The organism is Citrobacter sp. MGH110 (assembly GCF_001037515.1).
In the GTDB taxonomy this organism is placed as follows: domain Bacteria; phylum Pseudomonadota; class Gammaproteobacteria; order Enterobacterales; family Enterobacteriaceae; genus Citrobacter; species Citrobacter portucalensis.
In genome coordinates this window covers 616,033-634,845 of the sequence record NZ_KQ089831.1, presented here as the reverse complement: position 1 = coordinate 634,845, position 18,813 = coordinate 616,033, and the positions used below count along the sequence as shown (strand labels likewise).

Sequence of the window (18,813 nt, the reverse complement as noted above, 5' to 3'; positions counted from 1 at the left end):
TTGTTACCAATAGAAATATTGCATCAGGAAGATTTGGTCGCTCGGGTCGCCGGATGCATTCTGCATATAGAACCGACTGTCGAAGGCGGTAGCGAAACGGCCGCCGCCGTATTCATACCAGATACCGAACTGCATAAAGGAAGTGGTTTCGTCCTCGGCGCGATCCGGTCGGTGTTTGGCGTAGCTATAAGCAGTGGAGAGGTAAACGCCTTTTAGCGCTTCATACATTGCGCTGACCATATAGCCGGTTTCGGTGCCGGACACATCCAGCCCGTCGGCGCGGCCCGTGTGGTGCCAGGCGCGGGCGGCGAAGTTGGGCGAAAGGATGCCGGTCAGGAACAGCTGTCCGGTACCATCTGTTATCTCCAGGCCGTTCATCCAGGTTACACCTTCAGTCAGGTCGTACTGGATATAGCCGTTCATCATGGCCGGATAGGTATATTTATCGTCGTAGCGATCGTATTTACCAAAGTGCAGCCAGGCTTTGCTCTCGTCGTGGTGTCCGGCGGGCGTTGCTGTCACGCTGTAGCGCAAAGGACCGGTCAGGTTTTGCACCTTAATGGCAGTCATGATGTCACGGGTGTTGGGAATAACGTAGCCCAGGTCTGGAGTGAAATCCCCCCACCATTGCAGGTCATCCAGCGAAGAGTCCTGGCGCAGGCTGAGCATCAGCTCCGTTCCGTCATTGGTACGATAACCGCCGTAAAAGCGGTTGATCCCGCCCTCGAATCCACCCCAGCTATGGTCAGGAACCCAGGCATTGCCCTGATGGTCGGCCTGCACGGTCCAGCCCTCGCCGTAGATCAGACCAAACCAAGAGCCGTGTTTTATCTCCAGGCCACCTTCTATATAGGTACCATCACTGTATTTATGTTTGTCTTGTCCTTCTAAATCCATATATCCCCCCATGCCCAATTCGCCATAAAAGCGAAATGAGGGGGAAGATATTTCTGGCGTTTTCGTATCGTCGTGTTCTGCAGGGCGAACTTCTTCTGCACCCAGAGAGGAGACGCAGAAAAAGGGCAGGGCAATAATTGCCCTGCAACAATGGCTAATATTTTTCATGCTTCGATCCTAAGCAAATAAAATATAATTTTTATTGTTATATACCCGTCATACTTCAAGCTGCATGTGCGTTAGCTACGTTCGTTCACCCCAGTCACATAGTTATCTATGCTCCTGGGAATTCACTCACTTGCCGCCTTCATGCAACTCGAATTATTTTGGTTATAGCCTTGGAGAATATTGTTTATTGTTATTATGTTTTAGTCATTAATTGATATCTGAAGCAGGGGCTGCCTCAATAGCTTTTTCTTCTTTGGTTAGCCCTTTGATATATTTACTGTATTTCCACCAGGCAAAACCGAGGAAAATAACAATCCCACCGACGTTATAGAAAATAATGGTCATGATATTGCCGCCGGTTGGGAAGGTAGAGGCAATAAATCCGATGGTGAAAAGAACGATCAGCATCGACACTACAACAATGCCGGTTTTTTGCGAACCCATACGGAAGTCGCGCGGTAAGTGGTCCAGTTTTGCACGCAGATTCAGGTAAGCCAGCATAATAAACAGCGGCGGCAGCATCGAGGCGGCGGCGGTCATGTTGATGATAGTGTTCATTAAATCCTGCACGGTATTGGAGCCGAGCGTCGGGATAATCATCAGCGGGATAACGATCAGGAACTGGATCCATGCTGCACGGGCCGGGACGCCGTTTTCATTCAGTTCGACGGTTTTTTTACCGAAAATACCCGCCGGAATTTCAGAGAAGAAGATCTTCACCGGCGTTGCGGTCCACATCAGCAGGGAGCCGAACATCGCGGTAAAGGAGACCAGGCCGACAAAGCGGTTAACGACCAGCTCCGGCAGGCCGAAATATGCCGCCAGGCCGTGGAATACCTGCACCGATCCACCGGTAAACTTCAGCTCTTTGCTGCTGACGAAGACGTTAATCAACACCGAGGAGATGGAATAGAGCACGCCGATAAAAATTCCGGCAATGATAATGACCTTCACGAACGATTTGGAGCCGCCCTTGACGTCGTTGACGTAAACCGCCACCGACTCCGCGCCGCCTGCCGCCATAAAAATCCAGGTGGTGATACCGAGGAAGGCCCAGTTAAAATTCGGGATCATTGCGTCTACGGTGATAGGGTCAGCAGGCTGTACGCCGCCAACCAGCGCCGTACCTGCCAGTAAAATATAGGACAGCGTCAGCAGCAGCATCAACGTGGAGGTGACCGAGGTAATCGGCCCTAACATTTTTGCACCATTGGTCGAAACCCAGGTGGAGAAGGCAAACAGCACCATACTTAACACGGTGGTTGCGAACGGCGTCAGAATGTATTCGTAGCCTAAAAAAGCATATGAGGCGTAGGCAATAACGCGGGGCAAAAGCGAGGTAAAAAAGAACAGGTTAACGAACCAGTAGGTGTAGGCAGTAATAAATGCCCAACGTCCACCCAGCGAACTTTTTACCCATGCGTAGACACCGGCTTCGGAGTTTTTATTCAGCGAAACAAATTCGGCGATGATTAAGCAAAACGGAATAAAGTAGAAAATCGTCGCGAGGAAAAACATCGGTGCGGATGCCAGACCAAGCTCAATATTATTGTTGATTACGTTATTAAAACTATAAACCGCGGCAAAGGTGAGTGAAAGTAAGCCGAACTTGCCGATGGTATTACGTTTGGTATCAGACATAGCACATCTCCGATTCCTGATTATTATAGGGTACTGGCGGCGCAACGTCGGCGCCGCCTGTGTTTTTATTTATTATGAAAATAACCATCTTCGATGGTGACTTTGAGTACGACTTTTTTCACTGCGTTATTACAAATAAAACGATAGGCTTCATGGTTGTCACAAATAACCATTTGTCCTTCGTGCACTTCGACGGTTTTTCCACAACCTTTCAGATATTCGCGATCGGTTTCATCGCGATAATATTCAACCACCTGGAGATCCTCTTTGGCGGCATACTCTATTTTTTGCTGCCCTTGCAGGTAGTAATGGATCTCAAAATAACGACGATGACCGGTAAACAGCGCATCGGTCGCGGAGTCTGTCTCCACGCGGTAGCTCAGGGAATCACCGATAGAGTGGGCGACGCCTGGCTGAATATTGTCAATATTTTCAATAGCCTCGACGCAGCGTTGCCATTTCCGACCTGAAGCATAGCGTTGCTGGAACTGCTCTAAGTTGTCGATGATCCTCATTTTGTATTCTCGCTGTGCATATTCGTGGAAAAGAACCCGGTGCCAAAGGCGCGGTTGGCGGTGGTTTGAGCGCCAGATTCGCTGCCGGAAACCGGCAACAACGTGAAGCCGTAGCTGAATGACGTAAACCAGACGCGCCAGGAATCGAGTACTTCACTTCCCCACGAGTTGGAACCTAAGCCCAGCAACTGGTGGTCCAGATTCAGGGTGATGTCATCGCTACGCTGTAGCGCGTTGCAGTGTTGTGCGGCAAAGATATTTTCTGGCGTATAGCGCCAGGCGCTCAGGTTGACAGGGCGCTGCGGAACCACCAGCAGACCGTTGCCGTGGCGGTTGGTTAGCGTTGCCCAGCGCACGTCCTGACGATTGCCGTTGTTTTGCGGGAAAGGATAATTTTCGAACATCTCATCCACGCTGCTGCGCCAGATGTCGATGATGTTGGCCTGCTGGCTATCGGCATAGTTTTCACCTGGACCACGTCCGTAATACGCCACCTGGCCCAAATCACCGTTGATACCCATCGTGAAACCGATGCACGGAATAATGTCCCGGTACTCGCCGTAAGGCTGGCCAGAAAGTTCCACATTCAGCTGACCGTCCGCGGCAATACGCCAGCGATAGGTGCAGCGCATACCGAAATCGAATACCGGCGGGGCGATAATGGTCTGGCTGGTTATCAGCAGCGCATCATCGGTTTGCTCAAGGGTAAACTCGCGCAGATGCTCCTGCATAATCTGTAAATGATTCGGCTGCCAGAGGCCTTCGAACTCTTGCTTGTGGTTATCAATGGTCGGTTTGAAGAAATTAATCTTCGGCTCGCGGGTAATCAGCTCTTCGCCATTGACGTTCCAGGCGATCGGTTTACCGGTCAGCTTTGAGAAGGTCAGATGGAAGTTATAACCGCGAACGGTGCAGCTCTGGCGGCTGTCTTCCAGCGTCAGAGGGTTGGCGTTTTGCAGGCTAAACGGTACGGCAGCCGCCGTTCTGGCCTTCAGCGGGAACTGATAAGTCGCGATGTGATGCCCGGCTTCGCTGTATGACGTACGGGAATCTTTCGTCACGGTGACGTTAAGGAACGCTTCGCGCGCATCCAGCTCCGGCAGTGCGCATTGCAGCAGCGCGTCGCTGTTGGGAGGAACGTCGCGCAGTTTTATCTGCTGAACAGAGAGCGTATCTCCTTCGGCGCGAACCTCAATATGCAAGGTGTAGTCGTCAAGCGTGGTGAACCAGAGTTTGTTTTCTACCCGTAGCTCGCCGCGGGCCAGATCCTGTGCGCGCACTTTCACCGGCGCAATTACCTGCTTGTACTCTTTCAGTCCCGGTCCTGGGGTTTGATCGGAATAAATCAGGCCATCAAGGCAGAAGTTGTAGTTGTTCGGATAGTCGCCGTAGTCGCCGCCATATTTGTACCAGACGTTGCCGTCGTCATCTTTAGCCTGAATCCCGTGATCGCACCACTCCCAGACATAGTGCCCCTGAATGCAATCATGCTGATAGAAGACGTTCTGATATTCCGTTAGCCCGCCGGGACCGTTGCCCATGGCGTGAGCATATTCACAGATGATGCGCGGTTTAGGATGCGGATATTCACCAAACTCATTCATCAGCGGCACGCGGGTGTACATGGTGGAGATGATATCCACCACTTCAGCGTCACGATCTTCTTCGTAATGGATCAGACGCGTGTCATCCAGCGCTTTCGCAGCGTGATACATGGCGCGGATGTTACAGCCGTATCCGGATTCGTTACCGAGCGACCAGATGATGATCGAAGGGTGATTTTTCTGCGCATGGACGTGGCGCACGATGCGCTCAACGTAGACATTTTCCCACAGTGGATCGTCGGTGATCCGACTGATATCGCCGATATTGGCGAAGCCGTGAGATTCAACGTCTGTTTCGGCCATCACGAACAGGCCGTAGATATCGCACAATTCATAGAAACGCGGATCGTTCGGGTAATGGGCGGTGCGTACGGAGTTGATGTTGTGCTGCTTCATTAACAGCAGATCTTTTTCAACGCGATCCATACCGACCGCGCGGCCCTTAAGATGATCGTTATCGTGGCGGTTAACGCCATGCAGCATCACGTAGCGGTTATTGATGTAAAACAGACCGTCGCGAACTTTAATATCGCGGAATCCAACGCGCTGTGGCACGACCTCAAGGATGTTGCCGCTGGCATCTTTCAGCGTCATCACCAGATGGTAGAGATACGGCGATTCCGCAGACCACTGCTGCGGCGCGCTAACCTTGAAATGAAAAGCGGTCTGCGTTTGTTTATCCACCTTCAGGGTGTTAATCACACCGCTATGCAGCGCCTTCTCACCGTCAAACAAGGTGTATTCGAGCGACGCTATCGCTGGCGTGGAGGCCAGGTTTTCCAGCGCAATGTCGCAGGAGAGGGTGGCGTCGCGATAGTCATCATCGAACTCGGTGCGAACGGTAAAATCCTGAATGTGGGTCGCCTGTTTGCCGACCAGATAGACGTCGCGGAAAATTCCCGCCGACCACCACATATCCTGGTCTTCAACGTAGGTGGAATCAGCCCATTGCATTACGCGAACGCACAGCAGGTTATCACCGGTCTTCACCACCGCGCTGATATCAAATTCGGCCGTCAGGCGGCTGCCTTTGCTGAAGCCAACGTACTGACCATTCACGTAAACTTCGAAGTAGGTTTCTACGCCATCAAACTTAATCAGCGTCTGTTTGCCCTGCCAGCCTTCGCTGAGGGTGAAAATACGCTGATAGGCCCCGGTGGGGTTATTGGTCGGAACGTAGGGGACATCAATCGGGAAAGGAAAACCTTCGTCGGTATACTGCAGCTTGCCGTGTCCTTCCATCTGCCACATGCCGGGGACGGTGATGCTGCCCCAGTCACTCATAAACTGCGACGTAAAGGCTTCCGGCACCTGCAGCGGATGCTCAAAGAACTGAAAATTCCACTGACCGCTTAGCAGCTGAAAGAGACTGCTGGTTTCGCGGGCAAACGAGCGAGCCTGCGCAACGGAGTCGTAAGAGAAAAAATATGCGCGTGGCGCCAGTCGATTTTCGTGGGTGAGCTGAATGTTTTCCCAGCGATTCATAAGGCCTCCCGGTGGAGAAAAATCGGAACCATTCATTGTAATGGTGGGTAAGTGTAATTGATGGTGATTTTAGTAAAAGTTTTACTAAAATATAGCGGGTGAGGTGATTTACTTTAACTGGATCACGAAAATAATTCGGACGCGGAAAAGAATGCATGACAATGCGCGCCCGGCATCAGAAGAAACCGGGCGGGTTAACGGGGGATTTCAGCGGGTGGTGCCGCGCAGTTTCAGCTTGCTGGGAACAAAAACCAGCAGGGGGAGCGCACGCCCGTCACGGGCTTTTTCGAACAGCAGGTTGACGCCCTGACTGCCCATCATTTCCGAATGAATGCGAACGGTGGAAAGCGGAGGAAAGGTGAAACGCGCCGTTGGGATATCATTAACGCTAATCAGCGAAATATCCTGCGGAATATTCAGACCACGCTCGTGGATGGCGCGCAGAACGCCAATGGCAATCGAGTCTGAAGCCACAAACAGGGCGCTGGGATAGTCGGGTTTCGCCAGCATTTCTTTAGCCAGTTCATAGCCTGATGAACTGGAGAAACCGCCGCGATAGATATCCTGTTCAGAAACGACCTGCTGCAGACGACCGTATTCGACAAACGCGGCTTCGCGGATATCGGCCTTGCCTGGCTGGTCTTCGCCACCGATGAAACCAATGCGGGTGACGCCCTGGGCAATGAAGAAGTCGATGCTCTCTTTGCTGATGCGTGCCAGATCGATATCGACGGCATCATATTCGCTGCCGGATTCATGGAAATCGATAAAGCAGATGTTGTCGGTAAGCGCTGTTGCCGCCTCGCGCAGAGCGGGAGAAGGTTTGCCGACAATAAGAATGCCGGTAATGTGTTTGCTCTCCGGCAGACCACTGTGCTCATAGCAGTTGGTCAGTTCGATCCCGAGTTTCTCACACTGGGTTTCAATCCCATGGCGGATCGCGAGGTAGTAAGGATCGTTGATTTCCAAATCTTGCTGATAGCTGTAGAGCGCCAGAATATGCTGGGGGCCGAGCGCGCTGGTCTGGTTCTTTCGGGCGCTGCTGGTTTTGTACTCCAGCTTTTCCGCGATCTCCAGAATGCGATGCTTAGTCTCTTCTTTTACATTCAGCGTGGGGTCATCGTTTAAAACCCGGGACACTGTCGCCAGGGACACGCCAGCTTCGATTGCGATGTCTTTAAGTGTTGCCATGTTTGCCTTTTCCCTGAGTTACCTGCGCATTGTAAATGAAGTGCTTATCTATTCATCTGTTTTCAGTAAAAAAAGCATGATTAATTGACATGCTCGGGGTAAAACTGGGCTTTCAGAGTGTGATGAGTACGTCATTTTCCCGCTTTTAAGAACAATGCCCGGAAAATATTTTGCTAGTATTTAGTAAAATTTTACTAAAGGAGAAAATAATGGATACCGTCGCATTTGCTGATTTTGCCCGAATGGAAATACGTGTTGGAAAAATCGCACAGGTAAAGCGCCATGACAATGCCGATAAGCTGTATATCGTACAGGTAGATGTGGGAGAGCGTACGCTGCAAACCGTAACCAGCCTGGTGCCTTACTACAGTGAAGAGGAGTTGATGGGCAAAACGGTGGTGGTGCTGTGTAATCTGCAAAAGGCCAAAATGCGCGGTGAGATATCAGAGTGCATGCTGCTGTGCGCGGAAACCGACGATGGCAGCGAAAGCGTACTGTTAACGCCAGAACGCCTTATGCCTGCTGGTGTGCGGATTGTTTAAGTTAGGTTAATTGCCGGATGGCGGCTACGCCTTATCCGGCCTACAAAAGAGTGTCTTCTATAGGCCGGGTAAGGTTGTTACATTTGCTCCACGCTCACCCGTAATGCTGCCAGGGCTTTGCGCGTCGATCGCAATACCAGATCGCATTGCTCGATCGTTAACGTCAACGGTGGTTCGATGCGGATCGTCTTTGCATTATTAAGCGTGCCGGCAACCAGCACCCGCTGGCGGAACATCTCACTGGCAAAGTTGTAGCCGATTTCATTATCGACAAACTCAATCGCCATCAGCATTCCCTTACCGCGTACATCATGCACCAGGTCCGGATATTCCCGCGCAAGCTGGCGGAAACCATCCAGCAACATATCGCCTTTCTGCTCCGCCTGAGCCGGTAAATTTTGCTCCAGCAGGACGTTAATGGTGGCCAGCGCAGCTGCACAAGCGAGCGGGTTGCCGCCAAACGTGGTGGTATGCAGGAAAGGATTGTCGAACAGGACGGAGAACACCTCTTCGGTGGCAATGGTCGCGCCAATTGGCATCACACCGCCGCCCAACGCTTTGGCCAGGCACATAATGTCGGGTTGCACGTTTTCGTGTTCGCAGGCGAACATCTTGCCGGTACGCCCCATGCCGGTTTGCACTTCGTCAAGGATCATCAGCGCGCCAAACTCATCGCAAAGTTTACGAACGGCGGTCAAATAACCTTGCGGCGGCAGGATCACTCCTCCTTCACCCTGGATCGGCTCGAGGATCACAGCTGCGACATCGTCACCGGTCTTTTTACACTCGCTGAGCATGGTGCGCATTGCGTTAATATCGCCAAACGGCACATGACGGAAGCCCGGCAGCAGCGGCATAAAAGGTTTACGGAAGGTGGATTTAGCCGTAGCGGACAGCGCGCCCAGTGATTTACCGTGGAATGCGCCGCTGGTGGCAATAAACGTAAATTTACCGCGCGGCGATTGATATGCTTTCGCCAGCTTCAGGGCGGCTTCAACCGACTCGGTCCCGCTGTTACAGAAAAAACTGTATTTCAGTTTACCGGGCGCCAGTGCGGCGAGGGTTTTTGCCAGCATGGCCCGCAGAGGGTCAAGTAACTCCTGGCTGTGCAGAGGTTGTTTCGCGAGTTGATTCTGTACGGCGGAAACCACGACTGGATTACGGTGCCCCACGTTGAAAATTCCAAAACCACCCAGGCAATCGACGAACTCCTGCCCCTGGGTGTCGACAAGCGTATTCAGGCTTCCCGCTTGCCACTCTACGGCTCCGTAATCCCCGCCTGCAGTTACAGATTTTCGATACTCTAAGAACCCCGGATTGACATGCTCCTTGAAGTACTCAATCACCTCTCGGTTTAACGATTTCATTTCCTCATGATCAAGCGTGCGCTTTTCGATGAGATTCAGTGCGTGTGCGCTGCAGGCCAGGGCCGATGCGCTGGAAGGTAACCTGTTCAAAATATGCTCCCGGAGCTCGCGTATCACATGATACTGAATTAAGTATTGCAGGGATTGCGCCATTCCGGCGCGCTTAGCAAAAATCGGGATAAACACCAGGAAACATCTCATTTACGCAACATTTAATGCCGCGATTTAACATTTGCTGGCATTTTGCCCAAGTAAGGAGCCTGAAAACAGATCGAATAAACGCAAATTTGCGCTAAAAATGGGCAATATTTGCACTGTGACGGTGCGCTGGTAGAAGTGACGTTGAATAGTTACTAGATGAAAGTATTTTAAATCAATGGATTAGAATGCGTACAGATTTTGAGGTTTAATCGCAAATTGCGATCTAAATCAAATTTAACAACTAAAGATAAAAAAATTATCGCCGAAATAACATAAGCCGAAAGAGTTAACAACCAGATAACCTGCACAGGACGCAATCATGTCTTCTCATCCCTACGTTAGTCAGCAAAATACACCGCTGGATGATGATATCACCCTCATGTCTACCACCGATTTACAAAGCTATATCACCCATGCGAACGATACATTTGTCCAGGTCAGTGGCTATCAGCTGAATGAATTGCTCGATAAGCCGCACAATCAGGTTCGTCATCCGGATATGCCAAAAGCGGCGTTTGCGGATATGTGGTACACCCTGAAGCAGGGCGAGCCATGGAGCGGGATTGTGAAAAACCGGCGTAAGAATGGCGATCACTACTGGGTGAGGGCCAATGCGGTGCCGATGGTGCGGGAAGGACGCGTGACCGGGTATATGTCGATTCGTACCCGGGCTACTGACGAGGAAATTGCGGCGGTAGAGCCTTTGTATAAAGCGCTGAACGAAGGACGTTGCAACCGACGTATTCATAAAGGGCTGGTGGTACGCAAAGGCTGGCTGGGTAAACTGCCGGCGATGCCGATTCGCTGGCGGGTACGCAGCGTGATGGCATTCATGTTTGTCCTGCTAGCGGCCACATTGCAGCAGATGGGCGCCGAATGGCCGTTACTGCTGATGAGCGCGTTGGTGATGCTTTTTGGAACGGCTATTTTCGAATGGCAGATTGTGCGTCCTATTGAGAATGTCACCCGTCAGGCGCTGAAAGTGGCGACCGGTGAGCGGAACAGCGTGTCGCATCTTAACCGTAGTGATGAACTGGGCCTGATGCTACGAGCAGTGGGCCAACTTGGATTAATGTGTCGCTGGCTCATTCACGACGTCTCCAGCCAGGTGAGTTGCGTGCGCAGCGACAGCGAAACGCTGGCGAAAGGCAGCGATGATTTAAACAAGCATACGCAGCAGACTGTCGAGAACGTGCAGGAAACGGTGACCACCATGAATCAGATGGCAGCATCGGTGAAACAAAACTCAGAGACCGCCGCCGCGGCCGATAAGCTCTCTATTGCCGCCAGTAGCGCGGCAACGCACGGCGGTGAGGCGATGGATACCGTCATCAAAACCATGGACGATATCGCCAACAGCACCCAGCGGATCGGCACCATTACGACGCTGATTAACGATATTGCCTTCCAGACCAACATTCTGGCTTTGAATGCCGCTGTTGAAGCCGCGCGGGCGGGCGAGCAAGGGAAAGGGTTCGCCGTGGTGGCGGGAGAAGTACGTCATCTTGCTAGCCGTAGCGCCAGTGCAGCCAATGATATCCGCAAGTTGATTGATGCCAGCGCTGACAAGGTGCAGTCCGGATCTGACCAGGTTCACGCCGCAGGACGCACGATGGACGATATTGTGGCGCAGGTACAAAACGTCACTCAGCTGATCGCCCAAATCAGCCACTCCACGCTGGAACAGTCAGATGGTCTTTCCAGCCTGACCCGTGCGGTGAATGAGCTGAGCAACATTACACAGAAAAACGCCGAACTGGTTGAAGAGAGTGCGCAGATTTCCGCGATGGTGAAACATCGCGCGGGTCGTCTGGAAGATGCGGTTACGGTGCTGCATTAATACTAAAAATACAGGCGGAACGTTGGGCATACGGGTTCCGCCTGCTGTGCAGATTAATCCAGCTGAGTAATATCCAGTGCAGCGCGATCGATAATACCGATGATTTTTTTGATCTGCGCATCGCTGGTATCACCATGATTGACGCGTAGATCCAGCACGGCTTTGAAGTTTTCCAGCGCGCGTTTCATCTGTGGATTTTTGCGTAATTCAAAACCCACGCAGCGGGCTTTAATCCGTTCGTGGATATGTTCCAGATGTTCACGGTTCTCATCCAGCCACTGCTGGCCCTGAGTCGTGATCGCAATCTGTTTACGCCCACCTTCCTCGTCGCTGACGGTGATCAGTGCCTGATCCTGCAAGAAATCCAGCGTTGGATAGATAACGCCCGGGCTTGGGGTGTAATTACCCTGGGTCAGGGTTTCAATCGCTTTAATCAGCTCATAGCCGTGGCTGGCGTCGCGGGTCAAGATATCCAGAATCACCAGGCGTAATTCGCCGTGGCCGAAGAACCGCTGACGACGACCCCCTCCGCCGCCACCACGACCGTGGCGATGTCCGCAACCCTGCTCGTGGTGATGTTCTTTGTTACAGCCTTCATGGCGATGTTCTTCACCTTTGCAGCAACCTGCATGGTGCTCGTTGTGGCGGCCTTCATGGTGATGTCCTTCACCCTTGCAGCAGCCTTCGTGTTGGTGCTCTGTGTGCTTACAGCAACCTTCATGATGGTTTTGCATCATCGTCTCCTGATGTTATTTAGATATATCTAATTTATATCTAAAGATTATCAGTTTGCAAGTCTACAAATTATATCCTGTATAACGCGATGATTATTAACTGTTTTTAAATGCGTGTGATAGCCGGATAATCATAATTTAACTATATCAAAAAATGCTTGCAATATTTTTGATTAGCAATCATTATCATTTAAAAAATAAATTTAGATATATCGTATTATCTTCACAAGGCGAAAAAATGACAAAAAACACCTCACGCTACCCACAGCGCGTTCGCAATGAACTGCGTTTTCGAGAACTTACTGTCCTGCGCGTAGAGCGTATTAGCGCGGGTTTTCAGCGTATTGTACTGGGCGGTGACGCTCTGGACGGTTTTAGCTCACGCGGCTTTGACGACCATACCAAGGTCTTTTTCCCTGAACCGGGCAGCAACTTTGTACCACCTGTCGTCACCGATGAAGGCATTGTCTGGGCTGACGGTGTACGTCCGTTATCCCGTGACTACACGCCGTTGTATGACGAAGCGCGCCATGAGCTGGCACTGGATTTCTATATTCATGACGGCGGCGTGGCAAGTACATGGGCGATGAATGCCCGTGAGGGTGACAAGCTGACGATCGGCGGACCGCGCGGTTCTTTGGTGGTGCCAGAGGATTATGCGTATCAGGTTTACGTGTGTGATGAGTCGGGAATGCCCGCGTTGCGCCGACGCCTGGAGTCGCTCAGCCGTTTGGCGGTACGTCCGCACGTCACGGCGCTGGTTAGCGTGCAGGATGCAGCCTACCAGGACTATTTTGCCCATCTCGACGGATTTACTCTTCAGTGGTTTATCGGCCATGACGAGCAGGCGGTGAATGAACACTTATCGCGGCTAAGCGTGCCCGCAGACGATTATTTCATCTGGATCACCGGCGAAGGCAAGGTGGTCAAAAACCTGAGTGCTCGTTTTGAAACCGAGGCGTTCGATCAGCAACGGGTTCGTGCAGCGGCTTACTGGCATCAACGCCGTTAATCAGTAATTAGAGGGCGGAACGCCAAACGCCTGGCGGAATGCGTAGCTAAATGCCGCGGTGCTTGAATACCCAACGTCGAGTGCCACGGCGGTTACGCTTTTATTTTTCTTCAGCATTAATACCGATTCAAGTATTCGCATTTTTTGCTTCCAGACGCTGAAAGGCAATCCGGTTTCTTTTTTGAAATGGCGTGAAAAGGTACGGGCAGACATACCCAAATGCTGCGCCCAGTATTCAACCGAATGCTCCAGTGCGGGGGATTCTTGTATTGTTCGGCAGACTTTGGTTAATTCGCGATCCTGCGGCCAGGGTAATACAAAAGCGACTTCCGGGAGTTGCAGAATAATATCGACCAGCACACTAACCAGCTTGCCCTCTTTTGACTGACTATCATAATGGCCTGAAATTGAATTCGTGGCGTAATGAATAAACTCTCTGGCGAAATCACTGATAGCCACTACTTTGCATTCATTGATGCTCTCTTCAAGAAAACCCGGTTTAATATCCAGATTTTCTAAATATACATCATCTAATGCCCAAACCGCATGCTCCGTATTATTTGGGATCCAGATGCCATAATGCGCCGGGATTATCCAGCACTTACCGGCAACATCAATGCGCATGCTGCCTTTGCGGGCGAAATGAAACTGCATAAAAGAGTGTGAATGCTGCGGTACATGGTGGTTGGCTTCCAGGACATAAGAGCGAAAGAATACGTCCTGCGGCAGTTCGGTCATGGAGTTATCCGGGAAGGAGTTCCACTGTTTTTGCGCGAGAGTTTCCATAAATGAATCGTCAATGCTCCCGATGGTGTGTCCGCTGTTCGATAGATCTTGTCCGCGGATCATAATACATACACTCTTTTTTCCATAATAATCTTGCGTAATAATTTTTAGTCCACTTTTGGTAAATACCATGAACTCGCTTTGTTCAGATGCTGTCATCGTCAATGAAACAAATGATAACTGGACCCGAATGGGAAAAGAGCTGCTTTCGCAAGCGGATATCAGAATTAATGGCTCGCGCGCCTGGGACATTCAACTTCATCATACCGGTTTCTTTAAACGGGTATTGCAACAAGGCTCGTTAGGGCTTGGCGAAAGCTATATGGAAGGCTGGTGGGACTGCGAACGGCTCGATATTCTGTTCTGCAAAATCCTGAAAGCAAAACTCGACCAGCAGATGCCAGGTAATCTGAAAGATATTTTACGCATTGCCAGCGCACGCCTGTTTAATTTGCAGTCACGTAGCCGTGCATGGATCGTCGGTAAAGAACATTATGATATTGGTAACGATCTCTTTGCGCTGATGCTTGATCCGCATATGCAATATTCCTGCGGTTACTGGAAAGACGCGACCACATTAGACGAAGCGCAAAATGCCAAATTAAAAATGATCTGCGAGAAGCTGCAGCTTAAGTCGGGTATGCGTTTACTCGATATCGGTTGTGGATGGGGCGGGTTGGCAGAATATGCGGCGCGTCATTATGGCGTGGCGGTAGAAGGCGTTACCATTTCCAAAGAGCAGCAGAAAATGGCGCAGCAGCGCTGTGAAGGGCTGGACGTTAACATTCTGCTGCAGGATTATCGCGATCTTGATAAACACTACGATCGCATTGTGTCCGTGGGGATGTTTGAACATGTCGGGCCGAAAAACTACGACACCTATTTCAGCATCGCCGACCGTTGTTTAAAACCGGACGGACTGTTCCTGCTGCATACTATTGGCAGCAATAAAAAAGGGATGAGCGTCGATCCGTGGATCAATAAATACATTTTCCCGAACGGTTGCTTACCGGCAATTTCCCATATTGCCGAGGCCAGCGAATCACGGTTTGTGATGGAGGACTGGCATAACTTCGGCAGCGATTATGATAAAACGCTGATGGCCTGGCATGAGCGCTTTAATCAGGCCTGGCCGGAGCTGTCTTCACGTTACTCCGCCACCTTCAGAAGAATGTTTAATTATTATTTATGTGCCTGCGCCGGGGCTTTCCGCGCCAGAGATATTGAGCTTTGGCAGGTGCTGTTTAGTCGCGGCGTAGAGGGCGGCATCCGCGTTTATCGTTAACGCACTGCCGGATGGCGGCGTTGCCTTATCCGGCCTACAAAGGTTTGCACTCGCAGGCTTGATAAGCGTAGAAAAGCCTTATCCGGCCTACATAGGTTTGTACTCGTAGGCCTGATAAGCGCAGCGCATCAGGCGTATCTTTGCCGGATGGCGGCGCAAGCGCCTTATCCGGCATTTATGGCTTAACCCAATTCACTCTCTGCCAGCGCTTTAAATACCATCGCGACGGCGTGCGCGCCGGGGTCCATATTTCCGAGCAGGCTTTCACTGCTCAGATACGATGCGCGACCCGCATTGGCTTTGCTCGACAAACAGGTTTGTTCGGCTCCCGCTTGCGCGGCGTCGAAGGCGGCCTGCAGATTTTGCGGCTGCGTGAGCAGCGAAGTCAGGGCCGGTTGCAGCGCATCAATCATGGTGCGATCGCCTTCGTCTGCGCCGCCGTAGAACTTCATCTGCGCCAGTCCCGTATTCAGGGCTTCGGCAACGCTAGCTCCCTGTTCCAGTTTCTGCCCTGCGGCAGTAAAGAAAATAGACATCAGCACACCGCTGGAACCGCCCATCACCACGGTCAGACATTCGCCAATCAGCGCAAACAGCGTGGCAAGGTTATCCAGCGGCAACTGCTGACGATGCAGCAGGCTGGCAATTTCCCGCGCGCCTGCGGCAAAGGTTGAACCGGTATCGCCATCGCCGACTTTGGCATCAAGCGCATTAAGATGTGTCTCCAGATCGGAAAGGGTTGTGGTGACAAGCTCCACAATCCCGGCCACCAGGGCGTTCGCCGAAGGCTGGAATTCCACGCGTGCGCTACGCTGAGATGACGGTACACAGCTGATTTCACGCGGTGGGACCGGCGTCGGCCAGTTACTGGTTTCCACCTCTGTGAGCAGCGCTTTTTCGATGCTCTCTTCCAGCACGATGGCCGTCAGCGAAAAGCCTTTCATATCCAGTGCGGTAACCAGCGAGGCCGGGCCAATCAGCCAGTCGATACGCGGATGCAGCGGGCTGCTGGCCAGTTCGCGGGTAATGATGGCCATTTCGGCAACAGAAACGCCGCCAAGATTGTTAATCATCACCGCCAGACGGCCGGTTTCAGGCAGGGCAGCCAGCAGTTTATCCACCATCAGGTTCACCACCTGCGCACTGTTCTGGGTGTCGATGACCGAGGCGCCTGGTTCGCCGTGAATGCCCATACCCAGCTCCGCGTGGCCCGGATGATGACGTGGGGCGGCGTCGGTTTCTTGCGGCAAATGACAGCTGGAAAGCGCAACACCCAGACTGAAGGTGTTATTGGCCGCGTATTGCGCTTCACGCAGGACGGTGGCGAGGTTGTAGCCGCGTTCGGCAAAATAGCCCGCGATTTTATGCACCAGGATGGTTCCCGCAATGCCGCGCGGGTGTTTGTTATCCGGCAGGGAGATGTCATCGCCGACAATCAGCATTTCAACGTTGTAACCAAGGCGACGGGCTTTCTCGGCGGCAAGACCGAAATTAAGACGGTCACCGGTGTAATTTTTCACGATCAACAAACAGCCCGCCTCACCGGTTACCGCCTGAATGGCGGTCAGTACCGCATCTACGCTCGGGGAAGCGAACACGTCGCCACAGACTGCGGCGGTTAGCATACCTTTACCGATAAACCCAACGTGCGCGGGTTCGTGCCCTGAACCGCCGCCGGAAATGACCGCTACGTTATTTTTGTTGAGGTCACGACGGACCACGATGCGAATGGCCGGATCGCTTTCCAGACGCGCCAGGTTATTCCACGGGCTGGTGATAATCGTACCGTCGATGACGTCGCTCACGAGATGGGTGCGTTGATTAAAAAAGAATTGAGACATAACGGCTCCTTGAGGTTGAGTGTAAGACAAACCCCCGGAAGCATGGTCATGGTGCGGAGGCGATAGAGAGATTCTGGCGAAGTCAGCGTGGAAAAAAACAACGTTAAAATGAGTTTCATTACGGAACGTTGTTATTGTTTTTTGTTCCGAAATGAAACCTAAAAGAACGGTGAACGACCACAATGCGAGCTCGCTCGACTTTTTCCTCTCGCGATGAATGCAGGTCACACGGTACTGTCAGCTTTTTTTTACCGGTATTTTGGCAAGTGAGTGGGTAAAAGAGAAAGTGAGATTCGTCTGTGCCGGAGATTTGGCGGCAAATGAACGGATCGGGATCGCAAACCTTATATTTTTTATGGTTAAGTGTTCCAATATGGAACATGTGTCGTTTTTATCTGTTTCATATCAGAACAAAAAGACGAAAGATTTTTTTGTGCACGCCTCGCCATACAGTTATTGCATCGCTCCGGTACCTCCCGTTTTCGCCGTCAGCATCAGGCTAAACAGGTTAACGCCAGGGCTCACCATGTAAAAACATGTACTTATTTGAGGATGAAAGGAATGCTAAAAGTTATTCAATCTCCAGCCAAATATCTCCAGGGTCCTGACGCTTCCACCTTGTTTGGTCAATACGCTAAAAATCTGGCGGACAGCTTTTTCGTGATTGCGGATGACTTCGTGATGAAGCTGGCGGGAGAGAAAGTACTCAACGGCCTGCACAGCCACGACATTAGCTGCCATGCGGAACGCTTTAACGGTGAATGTAGCCATGTTGAAATTAATCGCCTGATTGCCATTCTGAAACAGCACGGTTGCCGCGGTGTGGTTGGGATTGGTGGTGGGAAAACGCTGGATACCGCCAAAGCGATTGGCTACTACCAGAAGTTGCCGGTGGTGGTGATCCCGACTATCGCGTCTACCGATGCGCCAACCAGCGCGCTGTCCGTTATCTATACCGAAGCCGGTGAGTTTGAAGAGTATCTGATCTACCCGAAAAACCCGGATATGGTAGTGATGGACACTGCAATCATTGCCAAAGCGCCGGTACGTCTGCTGGTGGCCGGGATGGGCGATGCGCTCTCGACCTGGTTTGAAGCGAAAGCCTGTTATGACGCCAGAGCGACCAGCATGGCGGGCGGACAGTCCACCGTGGCGGCGCTGAGCCTGGCGCGCTTGTGCTATGATACCCTGCTGGCGGAAGGCGAGAAGGCACGCTTTGCCGCGCAGGCCGGCGTGGTGACCGATGCGCTGGAGCGTATTGTCGAAGCTAACACTTACCTCAGCGGCATCGGCTTTGAAAGCAGCGGTCTGGCAGGGGCGCATGCGATCCACAACGGCTTTACGATTCTGGAAGAGTGCCACCATTTGTACCACGGTGAAAAAGTCGCCTTTGGTACGCTGGCGCAACTGGTGCTGCAAAACAGCCCGATGGAAGAGATCGAAACCGTGCTGAATTTCTGTCAGAAAGTAGGCCTGCCGGTAACGTTAGCGGAAATGGGCGTGAAAGAAGACGTTGACGGCAAGATCATGGCGGTGGCAAAAGCGACCTGCGCAGAAGGTGAAACCATCCACAATATGCCGTTCCCGGTAACGCCTGAAAGCGTACATGCCGCTATTCTGACGGCAGATCTGCTGGGACAGCAGTGGCTGGCGCGTTAATCAGTCGTCGGTAGGTTTTTATCCGGCATCTTCTCCCCCTCTGAC

General features: G+C 51.8%; 14 protein-coding genes. 5 read left to right on the top strand and 9 right to left on the bottom strand.

The window, feature by feature from the left end:
• Positions 1-3 precede the first annotated feature (3 nt).
• The 5 genes from ygjJ to ebgR all read right to left on the bottom strand — a co-directional run bounded on the left by ygjJ (position 4) and on the right by ebgR (position 7,501).
• Complete coding sequence (ygjJ, locus tag SK38_RS19050; RefSeq protein WP_032945071.1) at positions 4-1,065, bottom strand: protein YgjJ; 1,062 nt, start codon at positions 1,063-1,065, stop codon at positions 4-6.
• Between the two features lie 207 nt (positions 1,066-1,272).
• Positions 1,273-2,706 carry an amino acid permease gene (locus SK38_RS19045; protein ID WP_003828538.1) on the bottom strand — a complete coding sequence of 478 codons (1,434 nt, stop codon included), beginning with the start codon at positions 2,704-2,706 and terminating at the stop codon, positions 1,273-1,275.
• A 65-nt stretch (positions 2,707-2,771) separates the two neighbouring features.
• On the bottom strand, positions 2,772-3,221 hold the full coding sequence (locus tag SK38_RS19040; RefSeq protein WP_003828536.1) for a beta-galactosidase subunit beta: 450 nt from the start codon (positions 3,219-3,221) through the stop codon (positions 2,772-2,774).
• Entirely contained in the window at positions 3,218-6,310 is a 3,093-nt protein-coding gene (ebgA, locus tag SK38_RS19035) for a beta-galactosidase subunit alpha (RefSeq protein WP_048236814.1), read from the bottom strand. Before ebgA ends, SK38_RS19040 begins: the two co-directional genes overlap by 4 nt.
• A gap of 207 nt (positions 6,311-6,517) precedes the next feature.
• Positions 6,518-7,501, bottom strand: a complete 984-nt coding sequence (gene ebgR / locus SK38_RS19030; protein ID WP_032945068.1) for a transcriptional regulator EbgR — start codon at positions 7,499-7,501, stop codon at positions 6,518-6,520.
• Between the two features lie 209 nt (positions 7,502-7,710).
• Between ebgR and SK38_RS19025 the strand changes: the two genes are divergently transcribed.
• Positions 7,711-8,043 (top strand): tRNA-binding protein, encoded by a 333-nt coding sequence (locus tag SK38_RS19025; RefSeq protein WP_048236812.1) that lies wholly within the window; start codon positions 7,711-7,713, stop codon positions 8,041-8,043.
• 77 nt (positions 8,044-8,120) lie between these two features.
• Here SK38_RS19025 and ygjG read toward each other — a convergent pair whose 3' ends face one another.
• Entirely contained in the window at positions 8,121-9,500 is a 1,380-nt protein-coding gene (gene ygjG / locus SK38_RS19020) for a putrescine aminotransferase (RefSeq protein WP_167371260.1), read from the bottom strand.
• 430 nt (positions 9,501-9,930) lie between these two features.
• Here ygjG and SK38_RS19015 point away from each other — a divergent pair, with 430 nt between their 5' ends.
• Positions 9,931-11,451, top strand: a complete 1,521-nt coding sequence (locus tag SK38_RS19015) for a methyl-accepting chemotaxis protein (RefSeq protein ID WP_048236810.1) — start codon at positions 9,931-9,933, stop codon at positions 11,449-11,451.
• Positions 11,452-11,504: 53 nt separating this feature from the next.
• On the opposite strand, the gene SK38_RS19010 is transcribed toward SK38_RS19015, so the two are convergent.
• Entirely contained in the window at positions 11,505-12,188 is a 684-nt protein-coding gene (locus SK38_RS19010) for a PadR family transcriptional regulator (RefSeq protein WP_164091703.1), read from the bottom strand.
• A gap of 235 nt (positions 12,189-12,423) precedes the next feature.
• On the opposite strand from SK38_RS19010, the gene SK38_RS19005 reads away from it, so the two are divergent.
• The gene (locus SK38_RS19005) at positions 12,424-13,197 is read left to right on the top strand and encodes a siderophore-interacting protein (protein WP_048236806.1); all 774 of its coding nucleotides are present in this window, start codon (positions 12,424-12,426) and stop codon (positions 13,195-13,197) included.
• On the opposite strand, the gene SK38_RS19000 is transcribed toward SK38_RS19005, so the two are convergent.
• Positions 13,198-14,046 carry a helix-turn-helix domain-containing protein gene (locus SK38_RS19000; protein ID WP_020996343.1) on the bottom strand — a complete coding sequence of 283 codons (849 nt, stop codon included), beginning with the start codon at positions 14,044-14,046 and terminating at the stop codon, positions 13,198-13,200.
• Positions 14,047-14,113: 67 nt separating this feature from the next.
• Between SK38_RS19000 and cfa the strand changes: the two genes are divergently transcribed.
• Positions 14,114-15,268: a cyclopropane fatty acyl phospholipid synthase gene (gene cfa, locus SK38_RS18995; protein WP_048236804.1), complete on the top strand. Its 1,155-nt coding sequence runs from the start codon at positions 14,114-14,116 to the stop codon at positions 15,266-15,268.
• 182 nt (positions 15,269-15,450) lie between these two features.
• Here cfa and SK38_RS18990 read toward each other — a convergent pair whose 3' ends face one another.
• The gene (locus SK38_RS18990; RefSeq protein ID WP_048236803.1) at positions 15,451-17,109 is read right to left on the bottom strand and encodes a glycerone kinase; all 1,659 of its coding nucleotides are present in this window, start codon (positions 17,107-17,109) and stop codon (positions 15,451-15,453) included.
• Between the two features lie 561 nt (positions 17,110-17,670).
• Between SK38_RS18990 and SK38_RS18985 the strand changes: the two genes are divergently transcribed.
• Positions 17,671-18,768: a glycerol dehydrogenase gene (locus SK38_RS18985; protein WP_003024745.1), complete on the top strand. Its 1,098-nt coding sequence runs from the start codon at positions 17,671-17,673 to the stop codon at positions 18,766-18,768.
• The last annotated feature ends 45 nt before the right edge of the window (positions 18,769-18,813 follow it).